This window comes from Pantoea rwandensis, assembly GCF_002095475.1.
Lineage (GTDB): Bacteria > Pseudomonadota > Gammaproteobacteria > Enterobacterales > Enterobacteriaceae > Pantoea > Pantoea rwandensis.
This window is the reverse complement of the sequence record NZ_MLFR01000014.1, coordinates 91948-109334: the sequence shown is the minus strand read 5'-3', so window position 1 is coordinate 109334 and position 17387 is coordinate 91948. Positions and strand designations below refer to the sequence as shown.

The 17387-nt window shown below is 52.7% G+C and carries 16 protein-coding genes; 10 read left to right on the top strand and 6 right to left on the bottom strand.

Features of this window, described 5'->3' with window-relative positions; all coding sequences use genetic code 11:
• The first annotated feature begins 223 nt into the window (after window positions 1–223).
• Window positions 224–1741, top strand: coding sequence for a hypothetical protein (locus HA51_RS14690; RefSeq protein ID WP_084935352.1), 1518 nt, complete (start codon window positions 224–226; stop codon window positions 1739–1741).
• 68 nt (window positions 1742–1809) lie between these two features.
• Here the strand turns inward: HA51_RS14690 and icd are convergent, their stop codons facing one another.
• Window positions 1810–3060, bottom strand: a complete 1251-nt coding sequence (gene icd / locus HA51_RS14685; protein WP_084935350.1) for an NADP-dependent isocitrate dehydrogenase — start codon at window positions 3058–3060, stop codon at window positions 1810–1812.
• Between the two features lie 131 nt (window positions 3061–3191).
• Here icd and rluE point away from each other — a divergent pair, with 131 nt between their 5' ends.
• From rluE to HA51_RS14645, 8 genes are all read left to right on the top strand, one after another.
• Complete coding sequence (gene rluE / locus HA51_RS14680; RefSeq protein WP_245840222.1) at window positions 3192–3830, top strand: 23S rRNA pseudouridine(2457) synthase RluE; 639 nt, start codon at window positions 3192–3194, stop codon at window positions 3828–3830.
• 39 nt (window positions 3831–3869) lie between these two features.
• Window positions 3870–4343: an NUDIX domain-containing protein gene (locus tag HA51_RS14675; RefSeq protein WP_084935345.1), complete on the top strand. Its 474-nt coding sequence runs from the start codon at window positions 3870–3872 to the stop codon at window positions 4341–4343.
• A 41-nt stretch (window positions 4344–4384) separates the two neighbouring features.
• Window positions 4385–5497 carry a tRNA 2-thiouridine(34) synthase MnmA gene (mnmA, locus tag HA51_RS14670; protein ID WP_084935343.1) on the top strand — a complete coding sequence of 371 codons (1113 nt, stop codon included), beginning with the start codon at window positions 4385–4387 and terminating at the stop codon, window positions 5495–5497.
• A gap of 34 nt (window positions 5498–5531) precedes the next feature.
• Window positions 5532–6173 carry a high frequency lysogenization protein HflD gene (gene hflD, locus HA51_RS14665; RefSeq protein WP_084935340.1) on the top strand — a complete coding sequence of 214 codons (642 nt, stop codon included), beginning with the start codon at window positions 5532–5534 and terminating at the stop codon, window positions 6171–6173.
• A 44-nt stretch (window positions 6174–6217) separates the two neighbouring features.
• Entirely contained in the window at window positions 6218–7588 is a 1371-nt protein-coding gene (purB, locus tag HA51_RS14660) for an adenylosuccinate lyase (RefSeq protein ID WP_084935337.1), read from the top strand.
• A gap of 105 nt (window positions 7589–7693) precedes the next feature.
• Complete coding sequence (phoP, locus tag HA51_RS14655; protein ID WP_084935335.1) at window positions 7694–8362, top strand: two-component system response regulator PhoP; 669 nt, start codon at window positions 7694–7696, stop codon at window positions 8360–8362.
• Between the two features lie 3 nt (window positions 8363–8365).
• A complete protein-coding gene (gene phoQ, locus HA51_RS14650) occupies window positions 8366–9826 on the top strand; it encodes a two-component system sensor histidine kinase PhoQ (RefSeq protein WP_084935333.1) in 1461 nt (486 codons plus the stop codon).
• 58 nt (window positions 9827–9884) lie between these two features.
• Window positions 9885–11006, top strand: coding sequence for a ribosomal protein uL16 3-hydroxylase (locus HA51_RS14645; protein ID WP_084935331.1), 1122 nt, complete (start codon window positions 9885–9887; stop codon window positions 11004–11006).
• 130 nt (window positions 11007–11136) lie between these two features.
• Here the strand turns inward: HA51_RS14645 and pepT are convergent, their stop codons facing one another.
• From pepT to lolC, 5 genes are all read right to left on the bottom strand, one after another.
• Complete coding sequence (pepT, locus tag HA51_RS14640; protein ID WP_084935330.1) at window positions 11137–12363, bottom strand: peptidase T; 1227 nt, start codon at window positions 12361–12363, stop codon at window positions 11137–11139.
• 119 nt (window positions 12364–12482) lie between these two features.
• The gene (gene cobB, locus HA51_RS14635) at window positions 12483–13316 is read right to left on the bottom strand and encodes a Sir2 family NAD+-dependent deacetylase (protein ID WP_084935329.1); all 834 of its coding nucleotides are present in this window, start codon (window positions 13314–13316) and stop codon (window positions 12483–12485) included.
• 148 nt (window positions 13317–13464) lie between these two features.
• On the bottom strand, window positions 13465–14709 hold the full coding sequence (gene lolE, locus HA51_RS14630) for a lipoprotein-releasing ABC transporter permease subunit LolE (protein WP_084935328.1): 1245 nt from the start codon (window positions 14707–14709) through the stop codon (window positions 13465–13467).
• Entirely contained in the window at window positions 14709–15410 is a 702-nt protein-coding gene (lolD, locus tag HA51_RS14625; protein WP_084935327.1) for a lipoprotein-releasing ABC transporter ATP-binding protein LolD, read from the bottom strand. The genes lolE and lolD overlap by 1 nt, the downstream gene beginning before the upstream one ends.
• A complete protein-coding gene (gene lolC, locus HA51_RS14620) occupies window positions 15403–16602 on the bottom strand; it encodes a lipoprotein-releasing ABC transporter permease subunit LolC (RefSeq protein WP_084935326.1) in 1200 nt (399 codons plus the stop codon). Before lolC ends, lolD begins: the two co-directional genes overlap by 8 nt.
• A 394-nt stretch (window positions 16603–16996) precedes the next feature.
• Between lolC and HA51_RS14610 the strand changes: the two genes are divergently transcribed.
• Window positions 16997–17206 (top strand): hypothetical protein, encoded by a 210-nt coding sequence (locus HA51_RS14610; protein WP_084935324.1) that lies wholly within the window; start codon window positions 16997–16999, stop codon window positions 17204–17206.
• The last annotated feature ends 181 nt before the right edge of the window (window positions 17207–17387 follow it).

Here is a 17387-nt window from a genome sequence, read left to right as displayed (position 1 = left end):
TGCAGTTTTTTCCCTCTCACTCTTCTGTTAAGATTTACGCCAATTAACGTCATGATTTACGTCTGCCATTTCATCGTATTCAGGATTAAAAATTGAAGAGAACGTGAGTGATTTCAGGCTACTTTGCCGTGAAAAGGTTGAGAACTTAAAGCAATGACAGAACTTACATTGAGAGTAAGAAAAGACCTCGTTATTTAATTAAAAAGACCAAAGGGAATAAGCAATGCTAAGCTCGCCACAATCGCAAAAACTCACGTGGATAGGTATAATCCTCTTTACGCTTGCGGCCTCCTGTTTTCTCACGTTCCGCTATTTTCCTTTTGAGCCCGATGTGGCAAATAGCCCGATTGTGTGGCGTGCTTTTCTCAGTGAAGGTTTTAGCGTGTTCCGCGACTGGTTGCCAACACCTGACAATTGGTACTTTACCGTTTACCCCATCAATTTTATTTTTTTCACGCTGCTGTCGAGTGATGGGCGCTTTGCACTCACGTTATCCACTGTATTCTTTGTCTTTCTCACACCGCTGATCATTGCTGCCATCAATAATAATGCAAATAGAAGTAATACATTTATCTTAGCGCCGTTATTAATTGTGTGCCTACCCGCTTACTGCTACATCAGCGGGTTTATCGCGCACCCGTTCTCGCATTACTCCACTCAGTTCTTTGGGGTACTGGTGCTTGCCATCAGCTTCTTTAATTTGCATAAACAATCGATAGTCCGAGTCGTATTGTATAGTTTCATCTCGATATTGTCGGCGGTATCAGACCCCTGGTTTGCCGCTACCTTCTTCTTGCCACTTCTGCTGGTGCATTTTTATTTCTCATGGAATAAAACTATCAGTAAAAAAGCGACAGTTATTTTTCTGATTGCGTTTATTTTCACCATGATTCATGCAGTGCCGCGATGGTTGCACATTCCTGTTCAACGATTCACGCTCGATCCCGTAGAGCAGTGGCTGATCAATGCAGAATGGACAGTTCATATTTTAGGCCGTGGCCTGAACTTGTTCTTTGTGGACAACAGCATTACCTATGTTGCTTCATTGATCATCTGGGTGGCACTGTTCCTGCATGCCGTAGTCATCTGTTGGCAGCAAAGCGAGAAAGCGCGTTTTATCGCCCTGTTTGCCTTTTTAAGCATCGCAGCAATTATTACTTCGTTTATTATTGGCTACGACATGCCTTATGAAGGGAGCGCACGCTTCTTTGTTAATGCCTATTGTTTTGTGATGATGGTGGTTGTTCTGCGACTCTCTTTTAAAAGGGATATGTTTATCGGCTGCGTATTAGTCCTGTTTTTATCCTCGTCAGGCTATTCTTACTATCAACACACCTCCCCCTTTGCTGATAATGAAAAGCAAACCCAGGCTTATATCGATTTCCTGGATAAAAACGACTTGAAGTTTGGTTACGGGGATTTCTGGAAGCTCTCCAATAACGTCAATTGGATGGCTGAGGGGCATATTCATATTACGCCAGTGCTCTGGAAAGACAATTATCAAATTATGTCCGACAGTTCACGTGGCCAGACACTGCGCTCCTGGTTGAGTGATGCGTTTATTGCGCAATCCCCTGAACGCCAGTTCGTCTCGATTCCTGCGATTGCAACAGCGGATAAAAACAGTGAAGCCAATCAGCGGTTAGCCGCCATACGTCAGCAACTTGGTGACCCGGACGAAGTCCAGACTTACGCGGATATGACCTTCTATATTTATCATCACAGAATTACTTTTCAGTGATGTAGTGTTTTACCAATAAAAAAAACGGGAGCCATCGGCTCCCGTTATGCTTTCTGCCTTAGGGCAAATTACATGTTCGCGATAATCGCGTCACCAAACTCTGAGCATTTCAGCAGCTTAGCGCCATCCATCAGACGTTCGAAGTCATAGGTCACGGTCTTGGCAGCAATTGCGCCTTCCACGCCTTTAACAATCAGGTCTGCGGCTTCGAACCACTCCAGGTGACGCAGCATCATTTCAGCGGACAGAATTACGGAACCTGGGTTCACTTTATCCTGGCCAGCATACTTAGGCGCCGTACCGTGGGTTGCTTCGAACAGTGCGCACTCGTCACCGATGTTTGCGCCTGGTGCGATACCGATACCACCAACCTGTGCCGCCAGGGCATCAGAGATGTAGTCACCGTTCAGGTTCATACAAGCGATAACGTCGTATTCAGCTGGACGCAACAGGATCTGCTGCAGGAAGGCGTCAGCGATCACGTCTTTAACGATGATCTCTTTGCCGGTGTTCGGGTTCTTGAACTTCATCCATGGGCCGCCATCGATCAGCTCGCCGCCGAACTCTTCTTTCACCAACTGGTAGCCCCAGTCTTTGAATGAGCCTTCGGTGAACTTCATGATGTTGCCTTTGTGAACCAAGGTCAGAGAATCACGATCGTTGGTGATGGTGTACTCAACCGCGGCGCGGACCAGACGTTTAGTGCCCTCTTCAGAGCACGGCTTCACGCCGATACCACACTGTTCAGGGAAGCGAATCTTCTTCACGCCCATCTCTTCACGCAGGAACTTGATCACTTTGTCTGCTTCAGCAGAGCCCGCTTTCCACTCGATACCCGCATAGATATCTTCTGAGTTCTCACGGAAGATCACCATATCGGTATCTTCTGGACGTTTAACTGGGCTTGGCGTGCCGGTGTAGTAGCGAACCGGACGCAAACAAACGTACAGATCCAACTCTTGGCGCAGCGCAACGTTCAGAGAACGGATACCGCCACCGACTGGGGTAGTCAGCGGGCCTTTGATGGCAACGCGGTATTCTTTGATTAAATCGAGGGTTTCTTGCGGCAGCCAGACGTCCTGGCCGTAGAGTTCTACTGATTTTTCACCAGTATAAATTTCCATCCAGGAAATTTTACGCTCGCCGTTGTAGGCTTTCTTCACAGCGGCATCAACCACTTTCAGCATAACAGGGGAAACGTCAACGCCGATGCCATCACCTTCGATATAAGGAATGACTGGGTTATTCGGAACAGTGAGTTTGCCCTGAACCAGGGTGATTTTTTGACCTTCCGCCGGAACAACTACTTTGCTTTCCATCAACCTCTCCTTCGAGCGATTTTTTGTTAATGATTTGTAAGATGCGGGTCAATACTACTTGAATATTTACGCTACGCCAATCACCGTAGTTTCGCGCTATAATGCGCCGATTGTTTCCGACTGCAAAGACCATGCGAAAAACTTCTCAACGAATTCACCAGAATAAACGTCCAAACGCCGCAGCACGCAAGCCCGTGCGCCGTGACACGCGCCCGAAAGGGCCGCAACGCATCATACTCTTTAACAAACCTTTCGATGTACTGCCGCAATTCAGCGACGAGGCGGGACGCCGCACGCTGAAAGATTTCGTGCCCGTTGCCGATGTTTACGCGGCTGGCCGACTCGACCGCGACAGCGAAGGTTTGATGATACTGACCAACGATGGCGCGCTGCAGGCGCAACTGACTCAGCCGGGAAAACGCACCGGAAAAATCTACTATGTGCAGGTCGAAGGCGCACCGCAGGATTCAGATTTATCCCCATTACGTAACGGTGTGACCCTCAATGATGGCCCCACATTGCCCGCCGGGGTGGAATGCGTGGATGAACCCGTATGGCTTTGGCCGCGCCAGCCGCCGATCCGTGAACGTAAAGCCATCCCCACCACCTGGTTGAAAATCACCTTGTATGAGGGGCGTAATCGCCAGGTACGACGCATGACTGCGCATATTGGATTCCCGACGTTACGCCTGATTCGCTTTGCGATGGGCGAGTATCAGCTGAACGATCTCGCCCCTGGCACATGGCGCGATATCAGCACCGAGGTCTAAAATATTTAATAACTTTTAGTTAACAATTTCGGAGGAAGGATGTTTAAACCTCATGTAACAGTGGCCTGCATTGTACAGGCGCAGGGTGAATTACTGGTGGTAGAGGAGCGTGTTCATGGCCGTATTACCTGGAATCAGCCTGCGGGACATTTAGAAGCGGATGAAACGATTTTAGAAGCGGCTCAACGCGAGTTATTTGAAGAGACCGGCATCGACGCCAAACCAGAGTATTTTCTCGGCGTTCAGCAGTGGATCGCACCCGACGATACACCTTTTGTGCGTTTCCTGTTTGGCCTTGACCTGGCCGAAAAATGTGACACTTCGCCGCACGATCGCGACATCGATTGCTGCTGGTGGTTGCCGCCAGAGCAGATTCTGACAGCCAATCGGCTGCGTTCACCCCTGGTGGCCGAAAGCGTGCGTTTGTGGCAACAAGGCGCGCGTTATCCGCTGGAGCTGGTTGCGCCGTTCCAATGGCCTTTTCACGAGGGTGCGCGCCCGGCTTCGGCATGATAGAATGCGCCGCCTGTTTTTATCGTAATCAAGAGTGCGTCATGTCTGACAACAGCCAGAAAAAAGTGATCGTCGGAATGTCCGGCGGCGTCGATTCTTCCGTATCCGCCTGGTTACTGCAACAGCAGGGCTATCAGGTTGAAGGCCTGTTCATGAAGAACTGGGAGGAAGACGACGGCGAGGAATATTGCACCGCTGCAGATGATCTGGCTGACGCACAAGCCGTATGCGACAAACTCGGCATCAAACTCCACAAAATCAACTTCGCGGCGGAGTACTGGGATAACGTCTTTGAACACTTCCTGGAGGAGTACAAAGCGGGCCGTACACCGAATCCCGATATTCTGTGCAACAAAGAGATCAAGTTCAAAGCCTTCCTCGAGTTCGCGGCAGAAGATCTCGGTGCAGACTTTATCGCCACGGGACACTATGTCCGCCGTGCGGATGTTGATGGCACCAGCCATTTGCTGCGCGGCCTTGACGGCAATAAAGACCAGAGCTATTTCCTCTACACCCTGAGCCATGAGCAGATTGCACAAAGTCTGTTCCCGGTGGGCGAACTGGAGAAACCGGAAGTTCGCCGTATTGCCGAAGAGCTCGATCTCATCACCGCGAAGAAAAAAGATTCCACCGGTATCTGTTTTATCGGCGAGCGTAAATTCCGCGACTTTCTTGGCCGTTATCTTCCTGCTCAGCCGGGCGAAATTGAAACCGTTGACGGTGAAATTGTGGGTGAACATCAGGGCTTGATGTATCACACACTCGGCCAGCGCAAAGGATTGGGCATCGGCGGTCGTAAAGAGAGCAATGACGATCCTTGGTATGTGGTGGATAAAGACGTGGCACGTAATCGTCTGATTGTGGCGCAAGGCGGCGATCATCCGCGCTTGATGTCCGTTGGACTGATCGCGCAGCAACTTGATTGGGTCGATCGCCAACCCATCACTGCGCCACTACGTTGCACGGTGAAAACCCGTTATCGTCAGACCGATATTCCGTGTGAAATCGTTCCCCTTGATGACCAACGTATTGAAGTGCGTTTTGACGAGCCGGTTGCGGCCGTCACGCCAGGCCAGTCGGCCGTGTTTTATCTGGGTGATGTTTGCCTCGGTGGCGGCATTATTGAACAGCGCTTGCCGCTGGCAGAAGCTTAATTCGGCACTGCTGGCGCGATGACAGGAGTTAAGCGTGGCTAAGAACTATTATGAAATTACGCTCGCGCTCGCGGGCGTTTGCCAGGCCGCCCATTTGGTACAGCAGCTAGCGCATCAGGGCAACTGCAATAGCGCTGCGTTGAATGTGTCACTTCGCAGCTTACTGGACCTGAATCCCGGCTCTACGCTGGCGGTGTTTGGCAACGATGAAGCCAATCTCCACTTGGGGTTAGAGACGCTGATGGCAGTACTGAATACCGGAAGCCGCCAGGGCGCGGGCGCGGAACTGACACGCTACACCCTGAGCATGATGGTGCTGGAACGCAAGCTGAACGGTAACAAGGCCGCGTTAAATACTTTGGCGCAGCGCATTAGCCAGCTCGATCGTCAATTGGCGCACTATGAACTGGAATCAGAAACCATTACCAGCGCCATGGCGGGTATTTATGTGGATGTGATCAGCCCACTTGGCCCGCGTATTCAAGTGACCGGTTCACCGCAGGTGTTACAGAATACTCAAGTGCAGAGCAAAGTACGCGCCACCTTACTGGCCGGTATTCGCGCTGCTGTGTTATGGCAGCAGGTTGGCGGTGGCCGCCTGCAGTTGATGTTCTCACGCCAGCGTCTGCTGCGTGAAGCCAAAACCATTTTATCCCGGCTGGGCCCGGCGTATTAAACGCCGCCCTGCCCTAATTTGTTAACGATTCAGGAGTTGCACTGATGGAATTATCCTCTCTGACCGCCGTCTCACCTGTCGATGGCCGTTACGGCGATAAAGTCAGCCCGCTGCGTGCGATTTTCAGCGAATACGGTTTGCTGAAATTCCGCGTTGAAGTTGAAGTTCGCTGGTTACAGAAATTGGCCGCGACCGCAGAGATCAAGGAAGTTCCTGCATTTGATGCTGACGCAAACGCTTTCCTTGATGCCATTGTCGCCAATTTCAGTGAAGAAGATGCGGCGCGCATCAAAACTATCGAGCGCACCACCAACCACGATGTAAAGGCGGTTGAGTATTTCCTGAAAGAAAAAGTGGCAGATGTTGCCGCACTGCATGCCGTCTCTGAGTTTATCCACTTCGCTTGTACCTCCGAAGATATTAATAACCTGTCACATGCGCTGATGCTGGACACTGCACGCCGCGATGTCATCGTGCCGTTCTGGAACAAAATCATCGATGCCGTGAAAGGCCTGGCACAGGAATACCGTGATATTCCCCTGTTGTCGCGCACGCATGGTCAGCCAGCGACCCCATCCACCATGGGTAAAGAGATGGCTAACGTCGCTTACCGCATGGAACGCCAACTGCGTCAGCTGAGCAAGATTGAAGTGCTCGGCAAAATCAATGGCGCGGTCGGTAACTATAACGCGCACATTGCCGCTTACCCGGAAGTGGATTGGCACCAATTGAGTGAGCAGTTCGTGACCTCGCTGGGCATCACCTGGAACCCGTATACCACCCAGATTGAGCCGCACGACTACATCGCTGAGCTGTTCGATTGCATCGCGCGTTTCAACACCATCCTGATCGACTTTGACCGCGATATCTGGGGCTACGTTGCCCTGAATCACTTCAAACAGAAAACCATCGCCGGCGAAATTGGTTCGTCTACCATGCCGCATAAAGTCAACCCGATCGACTTCGAGAACTCCGAAGGTAACCTCGGTCTGGCGAACGCGATGATGCAGCATCTGGCGAGCAAGCTGCCGGTTTCACGCTGGCAGCGTGATCTGACCGACTCCACCGTGCTGCGTAATCTCGGTGTGGGCGTGGGCTATGCCGTGATCGCTTACCAGGCAACGCTGAAAGGTATTTCTAAACTGGAGGTGAACCGCGATCGTCTACTGGACGAACTGGATCACAACTGGGAAGTGCTGGCAGAGCCGATCCAGACGGTGATGCGTCGTTACGGTATTGAGAAGCCGTACGAGAAACTGAAAGAGTTGACGCGTGGTAAGCGTGTTGATGCCGCCGGCATGCAGGCGTTTATCGACAGCCTGGAAATGCCAGAAGAGGAAAAAGCGCGTCTGAAACTGATGACGCCAGCAAATTACCTCGGTCGTGCCATTCAAATGGTTGACGACCTGAAGTAATTTCCCTTACACAGGCGCGCACCCCGCGCCTGTGTTGTTATGTTGTTTAGCTCGCTTCGCATATACTTTTGCCATCATCACTGAGTTTGAAGGTAAGGAAATACTATGCGTGTTCTGGTTGTGGAAGATAATGCCCTGCTGCGTCACCACCTCGCCGTGCAGTTGCGTGAGATGGGCCATCAGGTTGATGCCGCCGAAGATGCGAAAGAAGCCGATTACTTCCTTCAGGAGCACATTCCGGACATTGCCTTGGTTGATTTAGGCTTGCCCGATGAAGATGGCATGTCATTGATCCGCCGCTGGCGCAGTGACGCCATTCGTCAGCCGATTCTGGTCCTTACCGCTCGCGAGGGCTGGCAGGCTAAAGTTGAAGCGCTGGAAGCCGGTGCCGATGACTACGTCACTAAACCTTTTCATATCGAAGAAGTGGCGGCTCGCTTACAGGCGCTGATGCGTCGCAACAGCGGACACGCTTCACAAATTATTTCCATGCCCCCGTTCCAGGTTGATCTGTCACGCCGTGAGGTGACGGTGAATGACGCGCCGGTTAAACTCACTGCTTTTGAATACACCATCGTGGAAACCCTGATCCGCAACGCCGGAAAAGTCGTCAGCAAAGATTCGTTGATGCTGCAACTCTATCCCGATGCTGAACTGCGCGAAAGCCACACCATTGATGTCTTGATGGGTCGCCTGCGTAAAAAAATTCTCGCGCTGCATCCGACGGAAGTGATTAACACTGTACGCGGCCAGGGCTATCGTTTTGATCTCTAATTAATGAACTGGTTACGCCGTCAACGCCCTTTCTCTTTACGCGCCCGCTTTCTGCTGGCGACCTCCGCCATTGTGCTGTTTTTATCCCTTTCCTACGGCATGGTGGCGGTTGTCGGTTATGTGGTGAGTTTCGATAAGAACACCTACCGCGTGATGCGCGGCGAGAGCAACCTGTTCTTTACGCTCGCCCAGTGGCAAAACAACAAGCTCACCATCGCTCAGCCAGAGCGAATGACGTTGAATTTCCCCACGCTGGTGTTTATCTATGACGAACACGGCAAATTGTTGTGGCAGCAGCGTGATGTCCCCGACATCCGCAAGAATATCCGGCGCGAATGGCTGCTGAAGCCTGATTTCTATGAGATCGACACCACCAACCGCACCAGTCTGGCCGCCATCGGTAATAATTCCGAAGTCAAAGAGCGGCTGCATAAACTGGATAGCGACAACAATGACACTTTTACTCACTCCGTTGCCGTTAACCGCTACGATGCCACCACCAATTTACCGGCGTTGACGATTGTGGTGGTCGATTCTATTCCGCAGGAGTTGCAACACTCCGATGTGGTGTGGTCATGGTTCAGCTACGTGCTGGCTGCCAACTTGCTGCTGGTTATTCCGCTGCTGTGGTTAGCCACACACTGGAGTTTGCGTCCTATCGGCCATCTAACTTCACAGGTGCGCGAGCTTGAAACCGGTCATCGCGAGAACCTTGACGACAATCCACCTCAGGAGTTACGCAGCTTAGTGCGTAACCTCAACCTGCTGCTCACCAATGAGCGCCAGCGTTACACCCGTTACCGCACCACGTTATCAGATTTAACACACAGTCTGAAAACGCCACTGGCGGTGCTGCAAAGTACTTTGCGCTCACTGCGTGGCGGTAAAGAGTTCACTATTGAGCAAGCTGAACCGGTCATGCTGGAGCAGATCAGCCGTATTTCGCAGCAAATTGGCTACTACCTGCACCGCGCCAGCATGCAGGCGGATCACAATCCATTACAGCGCGATCTTCATTCCGTCTCGGCATTGCTCGACAGCCTCTGCTCCGCACTCAACAAGGTGTATCAACGTAAAGGGGTGGAGATCACGCTGGATATTTCGCCAGAACTGACCTTTATCGGCGATCAAAATGACTTTATGGAAGTACTGGGTAACGTACTGGATAACGCCTGCAAATACTGCCTCGAATTTATTGAGGTCAGCGCACGGCAAACCGACAAAGCGCTACATCTGTTTATCGACGATGATGGCCCAGGCATTCCCGAAAGCAAACGCGACCTGATCTTCGTGCGCGGCCAGCGCGCCGATACGTTGCGTCCGGGTCAAGGGTTGGGTTTAGCCGTGGTACGTGACATCCTCGAACAATACGCCGGCCAGGTGATTGCGACCACCAGCCCACTCGGCGGTGCACGCATGGAAGTGATTTTCCAGCGTCAGGAAGTTGAACATCACCGCGAGTAGAAAGGGCTGCGGGCTGTTATACTTGCCTGCATTCATGGCCCTAACCGGAACACCTCGTATGGACTATCAGCTCGATATCAACTGGCCCGACTTTATTCAGCGCTATTGGCAAAAACGCCCGGTGGTGCTCAAGCGTGGTTTTAAAAACTTCATTGATCCTATTTCTCCTGACGAGCTTGCTGGTCTGGCAATGGAAAACGAGGTGGATAGTCGCCTTGTCAGTCATAACAATGGTAAATGGCAGGTCAGCCACGGCCCGTTCGAAAGCTACGATCATCTCGGCGAAAGCAACTGGTCGCTGCTGGTTCAGGCTGTTAACCACTGGCACGAACCTTCCGCCGCGCTGATGCGCCCTTTCCGTTTTCTGCCAGACTGGCGTATGGATGATCTGATGATCTCCTTCGCGGTGCCGGGCGGTGGCGTGGGTCCTCATTTCGATCAATATGATGTGTTTATCATTCAGGGCACCGGCCGTCGTCGCTGGCGCGTCGGCGAAAAAGTGCCGATGAAACAGCACTGTCCGCACCCTGATCTGCTGCAGGTTGAGCCTTTCGACGCCATCATTGATGAAGAGATGGAGCCCGGCGATATCCTCTATATTCCGCCTGGATTCCCGCATGAAGGTTACTCGCTGGAGAATGCCATCAACTATTCGGTGGGCTTCCGCGCGCCAAATGGCCGAGAGCTGATCAGCGGCTTTGCTGACTATATGCTGGCACACGAGCTGGGCAGCTATCGCTTCAGCGATCCGGATGTCCCTTCTCGTGATTGTCCCTCGCAGATCCTACCTTCTGAAGTGGAAGGGATTCGCCAGGTGATGTTGGATGTCATCAATCAGCCAGAGCAGTTCAATCAATGGTTTGGTGAGTTTATTTCACAGTCTCGCCATGAGCTGGATATCGCACCGCCGGAACCGCCATACCAACCCGATGAGATTTACGATGCATTGCAACAGGGTGATGCGTTGACACGCCTTGGCGGGCTGCGCGTGCTGAAACTTGGTGATGCAGTGTTTGTGAATGGTGAACGTGTCGCATGCAGCCATCCAGAAGTGCTGGCAGCACTGGCGCGCAGTCAGGTTCTGACGCTAGAAGATTTTGGCGATGCACTGGATGACCCTTCACTGCTGGCGCAGCTTGCCGCCTTGGTGAACAGCGGTTATTGGTTCTTTGGTGAGTAGAAATCACGTCTCGTAGCGGCGCGATTTATCGCGCGAGTCTGCAGCAAACAAATGCTGACCTTTGCGCAATACATTGCGCATCTACGAGATAGCCTAATCAAAAGGCCTGCTGAGCAGGCCTTTTTTAATGCTATTTCTTCTCGGCCACCAGCGCCGATAAGCGCACAATCACGTCCACCGCCTGCGACATCACATTCAGTGACGCGAACTCGTGTTTACCGTGATAGTTGTAACCTCCGGTAAACAGGTTCGGGCACGGCAATCCTTTCCAGGACAGTGCAGAACCATCGGTGCCACCACGAATCGGTTTCACTACTGGCTCAATGCCGCAATCGCGAATCGCTTGCAGTGCTAGCTCAATAATTTGTGGGTGCGGTTCAACTTTTTCACGCATGTTGCGGTAGCTGTCGCTGATTTCCACTTTCACTGAACAGTCGTTGTGCAACCCTTTGCTGATGCGCTGGCCAATCTCTTCGAGCATTTTTTTACGCTGCTCGTAACTGTCGGCGTCAAAATCCCGAATCAGATACATCAACTCAGCGTGTTCGACCGTACCTTTAATGGTGTGCAGATGGAAAAAGCCTTCATAGCCGTCGGTAAACTGCGGTTTTTCTTTCGCCGGCAATTCAGCATGGAAGCGCATCGCCAGATCCAGTGCATTGACCATGACGTTTTTCGCACTACCTGGATGGACATTGTTGCCGGTGATTTTGACCATCGCCGTCGCTGCATTGAAGTTTTCGAACTCAAATTCGCCAAGATCGCTGCCGTCTACGGTATAGGCCCAATCTGCCGCAAACCCTTCAACATCGAAATGTGAGGCTCCGCGACCAATCTCTTCATCTGGCGTGAAAGCCACACGAATCGCACCGTGTGGAATATCGTCTTTTGCCAGTCGCGCCATCGCTGTCATGATTTCAGCAATACCGGCTTTATCATCTGCACCGAGCAAGGTTTTGCCATCGGTGGTGATCAGCGTATGGCCAATCAACTTGTGCAGGATCGGGAACATCACCGGCGAGAGGATTTCATCACCGTTGCCCAGCGCAATGTCGCCACCACGATAATTTTCAATAATTTGCGGGTTAACGTTCTTGGCAGTGAAGTCTGGGGAGGTATCCATGTGCGAAATAAAGCCAACCACCGGGGTCGGCCAATCAACGTTGGCAGGTAAGGTACCCATCACGCAGCAATGATCGCTGAGGGAGACATCCACAAACCCCAGTGCGATCAGCTCTTCCTGTAACTGACGCGCCAGCGCCCACTGCCCTTCACTGCTTGGCACCTGTCGCGCCTGCGGTTTTGACTGAGTTTCTACTGCCACATAACTGAGAAAACGCTCAAGTAATTGATCCATTTGTCATCCCTCTTAAGAACCTGCGTTATTATCATGGCGCTTGGCGAGCGCCATGTTGCGTCAAATCATTATCCTTCAGGTTAGCGTTCTCAGCGCGAATTGCTTAACCAGAGACAAGCTTACTTATACAGCCCCTGCAAAAACGTATGGACAAACTCCGGCACCACTTCGCTGGCTAAGCCGTACTGACTTTCCGCGAACTCGTTACCCACCTGGCTCGGCTCCAGATTCAGCTCAACGGTGTGTGCACCATGCAGTTTGGCTTCATGAACAAAGCCAGCAGCCGGATAAACGTGGCCTGAGGTGCCAATCGCAATAAACAGATTAGCCTGTTCAATTGCCTGATAAATCTCTTCCATGCCTAGCGGCATTTCACCGAACCACACCACATGCGGGCGCAGCCTGGCTGGGAATTGACAGCAGGTGCAGCGATCGTTCTCCGTGACATCTTCTGTCCAATCCAGTACTTGGCCACTGCTTTCACAACGCACTTTCAGCAGTTCACCGTGCATATGCAGCACACGTTGACTGCCTGCACGCTCGTGCAGGTTGTCGATATTTTGTGTTACCAACAGGAAGTTATCGCCTAATACCTGCTCCATCTCCGCCAGCGCTTTGTGCGCCGCGTTAGGTTGGATGTCCGCCTGTTGCAGCTGGCGACGACGCGCATTGTAAAACGCTTGCACCAATGCAGGATCCCGCTGGAAACCTTCGGGCGTGGCCACATCTTCAACCCGATGTTCTTCCCATAATCCATCGGCTGCGCGGAAGGTACGAATACCTGACTCGGCGGAGATTCCAGCGCCGGTCAGCACCACTACGCGCGGTTGCGGATGCGCAGCCAGTTCAGCTTTGCGATCGCGTTCAAAGATGCGCTGGCGAAAGCGCTGATGCACTTTGCGGCGGTTTTTCTTGTCGCGGGCGAGTCGTAGGCGGCGGCGCGGTATGCGCATAAAGGCTCCTTAATCTGCGGCGGTTATGGCCGCACGTCGGGTGTTTTGTACGGGTTAATGGTTCCCGATAATAGCGGCTACGCATGACGGCTGCATGCTACAGTCGCTCAAAATGTGCGCAGCCGCGAAGGCAGCTGCGTTTTTATCATCACTGACCACTCAGTACGCGAGCGGGATCGATACGGCTGGCTCGGCGTGCCGGATACCAGCTGGCAATCAGACTGAGTACAATCGCCGTCACCAGTACCGAAATCACATCAATCCAGTGCAATTCTGACGGCAGGAAGTCGATAAAGTAAATATCGCCCGCGAGGAGCTGATGACCCGTCAGGTGCTCCAGCCCGCGAATCATCGGGGTAAGGTTCAATGCCACCAACACCCCGACGACGACACCACTGAGGCTGCCGAGCAATCCAGCCAATAAGCCATACCAGATGAAAATGGCACGGATCAAACCGTCTTTCGCGCCCAACGTTCGCAGCACTGCGATATCGCTGCTCTTATCTTTCACCGCCATCACCAAGGTTGAGACGATGTTGAAACAGGCCACACCAATCACCAGCACCATCGCCAGATACATAATGGCGCGGATCATCTGGATGTCGCGGTACATGTAACCGTAAGTGCCAATCCAGCTTTTGATGTAGACGTAAGAGTGCGTCACTTCACCGGCATCACGCACCAGCTTTTGCGCCTGGAACGGATCGTTCATCTTCAGCGCAATACCGCTGACGCTGTCGCCCATATCCAAATACTTCTGCGCATCTGCCAGTGGCACCAGCGCCAGGCTGTGATCCAACATCCCGCTCAGTTGCAGAATGCCTGAGACCTGCAGACGAATCCGCTTCGGCTGAAGCAGCTTATTTTCGCCGTCATTATTAGGGATCATGATGGTGATCCAGTCGCCCTGCTTCACGTTGAGCGACTTCGCGATCCCCCCGCCGAGAATGATCTGCTGTTTGTCTGCAGCAAACTGCTGCCAGGCATCACCATCAACAAAGCTCGGCAGTGCACTGAGGCGTGACTCTTGCTGCGGATCGACGCCTTTCACCTGTAGCGCCTGCATTTTGGCGCCACTCTCGATCAAGCCGGTAAAGTTGACGTAAGGTGCCGCGGCAGCAATGCCCGGCACTTTTTCGATTGGCGCAATCATCGGCTGCCAGTTGCGGAACGGCTGGTTGACCGGCTCGATTTCACCGTGCGGCACCACCGCCAGAATGCGCTTGTTCAGTTCGCGCTCGAAACCGTTCATCGCACTCAAGCCAATAATCAGAACCGCCACACCGAGGGCAATACCAATGGTGGAAATGATGGAGATCAGCGAGACCATACCACCACGCCGCCGACCACGGCTAAACCGTAGACCCAGCAGCAGGGATAAAGATGAGCCCATTAGATCGCTCCCAACGTCAGCTGGTCGTTCAGTTGCCCGTCTCGCATCTCCATCTGGCGGCTAAGACGCTTGGCCAGGTTGAGATCGTGCGTCACCACCAGAAAGGCAGTGCCCTGCTGAACGTTGAGTTCGCCGAGCAGTTCAAAAATCGCATCAGCATTGCGCGCATCGAGGTTACCCGTGGGTTCATCGGCCATCACTAAGCGTGGACGATTCACCAATGCACGGGCGATGGCGACACGTTGACGTTCTCCACCGGATAGCTCAGAAGGACGATGGGCAGCACGTTTTTCCAGTCCCACAGCTGCCAGCATTTCACGGGCGCGTGAGGCCGCTTCGGCTTTCGCGGTTTTTCCGATCAGCAGTGGCATCGCCACGTTTTCCAGCGCGCTAAAGTCCGGCAGCAGGTGATGAAACTGATAAATAAAGCCCAGTTCACGATTACGCAGCTCGGCTTTTGCCGAGGACGACATCGCATTGAGTGATTTGCCGTCAAACACCACGTCTCCCGAGGTCGGTGCATCGAGGCCACCCAGCAGATGCAGCAAAGTACTTTTACCCGAACCGGAGCTACCAACGATGGCCGTTAGCTCGCCCGGCTGCAAGGTGAAAGCCACATTGCGCAGCACATCGGTCTGCACGCTGCCTTCCTGATAGCGTTTGCACAGGTCACGACACTGCAACAAGGGGGTATTACTCATAACGTAGAGCCTCAGCGGGTTGTACGGCGGCAGCGCGCCATGACGGATATAGGGTAGACAACAGCGCAACGATCATTGAGACCAGCGCAATGGTGATCACCTGCCAGGCATTGATGTCTACTGGCAGGGCCGCGCCATCAAGGAACAGGCCGATCACCGGCATTAAATTGTTAAGCTGGCTCGCCAGCAGCACACCGAGCAATGTGCCGAGTAGTGTGCCGATAATGCCAGCACTGGCGCCCTGTACCATAAACACCGCGACAATCTGGCGACGCGTTAAGCCCAGGGTTTGCAGAATCGCCACTTCGCCCTGCTTTTCCATGATCAGCAGGCCAAGAGACGTAATAATGTTGAACGCTGCCACGGCGATGATCAGACTGAGCAGCAGCCCCATCATGTTTTTCTCCATGCGCACCGCCTGGAACAGATCGCCCTTGCGTTCGCGCCAGTCTTTTAGCGTCAAGCCATCAGGCAGTTTCTGTTCGCTGAAGGCATCCACATTGAGCGGCTTTTCAAGCCAGAGGCGCCAGCCAGTGATGTTACCCAGCGGATAGCGCATCACGCGTGATGCGTCCTGCTGATTCACCAGAATCTGGTAACCATCGACTTCACTGTTGGCAGCGTAAGTGCCCGCCACGGTAAAGATACGCTGGCTTGGCAAACGGCCCACCGGCGTAAACTGGCTCACTGTAGGCACCATCAGGCGCAGCTGATCGCCGCGTTTAACACCCAACTGCGAGGCCAGTTGCTCACCGAGGATCACATTGTATTGACCCGGTTGCAGCACGCTCTGCTGAGTGTTCACCAGATACGGTGTCAGCGGATCTTGCTCGTCAGGATTAATGCCCAGCATCACGCCGACCGAAACGTTGCGCGCACTTTGCAGCACCACATCGGCGGTAGTCAGGGGTGCCATGCGCGTCACGCCTTGCAATTTGAGGTCCTGCGCGGGCATTTGTTGCGGATTGATGCTGCCTTTGTCACTTGTGACCAGCGCTTGCGGCATCAGGCCGAGGATATTGCCTTCCAACTCGCGCTCAAAGCCGTTCATCACTGACAGCACGGTCACCAATGCCAGCACGCCGAGCGTGATACCAATGGTTGAAAGCCAGGAGACGAAGCGACCAAAGCGGTCTGAGGCACGTCCACGCATGTAGCGCAAACCGATGAATAACGCGACTGGTTGATACATGAGATCCGTCTTGGCAGTTGCCTGAAAATAAGTAGTGGGATGATAAAGGAGCCGTGTGCTTTATGAAACCTCTAACCCTCTGAGTCTGCGGCAAAGTTGCATCCAAATACGTCGCAATCTGCGGCAATGCATAAAATTGCGACAAAATAATGATACTAATTGTGCGTTTATTAAGCATGCCCTGCGGTAGACTTTCTTATGCAGCACATATTTTAACCCGGCAACGCATTAAGCCTTTTTAATAGGCACCGCAGTCAGCCCAAAATAATTCACGCTGTGGCAAGGCGGCAAGCCTGTGAATCCCCAGGAGCTTACTGAAGTAAGTGACTGGGATTCGCAGGCGCAGCCAACGCCGCCACAGCGCGAAGTATGAAGGGCGAAAAGGAGTACATCCATGTTCAGATTTCCGAAGGGCAGTATTGTAAAACACAAATCGGGAGAAATCAGAGGCGAGATCGTGAACGTCTTTGAACAGGGAGATGCGCCAACCGGCTATTACGTGAAGTGGGACGACGGCAATCACAGCTACCATCTGGAGAAAGAGCTGTCATGGGCTAACGTCGATCGTCCGCGTATGCACTATACACAGCAATCCAGTAAGTGACTGTTCCCCAATAATTCAAGGCGCTGTTCCACAGGTTAAAGCCGCAAATTAAATCACGCGGCAAGGAAATGAAACTCCAGTCACTTACTGAAGTAAGCCCAAAATAATTCGTGCTGTGGCAAGGCGCCAAGCCTGTGAATCCCCTGGAGCTTACTGAAGTCAGTGACTGGGGTTCGCAGGC

Bases quoted from the DNA above. Each gene is read 5' to 3' on its own strand.
- mnmA (WP_084935343.1), top strand. From the start codon at position 4,385: ATGTCTGACAACAGCCAGAAAAAAGTGATCGTCGGAATGTCCGGCGGC.
- icd (WP_084935350.1), bottom strand. From the start codon at position 3,060: ATGGAAAGCAAAGTAGTTGTTCCGGCGGAAGGTCAAAAAATCACCCTG.
- HA51_RS14675 (WP_084935345.1), top strand. From the start codon at position 3,870: ATGTTTAAACCTCATGTAACAGTGGCCTGCATTGTACAGGCGCAGGGT.
- purB (WP_084935337.1), top strand. From the start codon at position 6,218: ATGGAATTATCCTCTCTGACCGCCGTCTCACCTGTCGATGGCCGTTAC.
- lolE (WP_084935328.1), bottom strand. From the start codon at position 14,709: ATGGGCTCATCTTTATCCCTGCTGCTGGGTCTACGGTTTAGCCGTGGT.
- HA51_RS14690 (WP_084935352.1), top strand. From the start codon at position 224: ATGCTAAGCTCGCCACAATCGCAAAAACTCACGTGGATAGGTATAATC.
- lolC (WP_084935326.1), bottom strand. From the start codon at position 16,602: ATGTATCAACCAGTCGCGTTATTCATCGGTTTGCGCTACATGCGTGGA.
- phoQ (WP_084935333.1), top strand. From the start codon at position 8,366: ATGAACTGGTTACGCCGTCAACGCCCTTTCTCTTTACGCGCCCGCTTT.
- pepT (WP_084935330.1), bottom strand. From the start codon at position 12,363: ATGGATCAATTACTTGAGCGTTTTCTCAGTTATGTGGCAGTAGAAACT.
- rluE (WP_245840222.1), top strand. From the start codon at position 3,192: ATGCGAAAAACTTCTCAACGAATTCACCAGAATAAACGTCCAAACGCC.
- HA51_RS14645 (WP_084935331.1), top strand. From the start codon at position 9,885: ATGGACTATCAGCTCGATATCAACTGGCCCGACTTTATTCAGCGCTAT.
- cobB (WP_084935329.1), bottom strand. From the start codon at position 13,316: ATGCGCATACCGCGCCGCCGCCTACGACTCGCCCGCGACAAGAAAAAC.
- lolD (WP_084935327.1), bottom strand. From the start codon at position 15,410: ATGAGTAATACCCCCTTGTTGCAGTGTCGTGACCTGTGCAAACGCTAT.
- HA51_RS14610 (WP_084935324.1), top strand. From the start codon at position 16,997: ATGTTCAGATTTCCGAAGGGCAGTATTGTAAAACACAAATCGGGAGAA.
- phoP (WP_084935335.1), top strand. From the start codon at position 7,694: ATGCGTGTTCTGGTTGTGGAAGATAATGCCCTGCTGCGTCACCACCTC.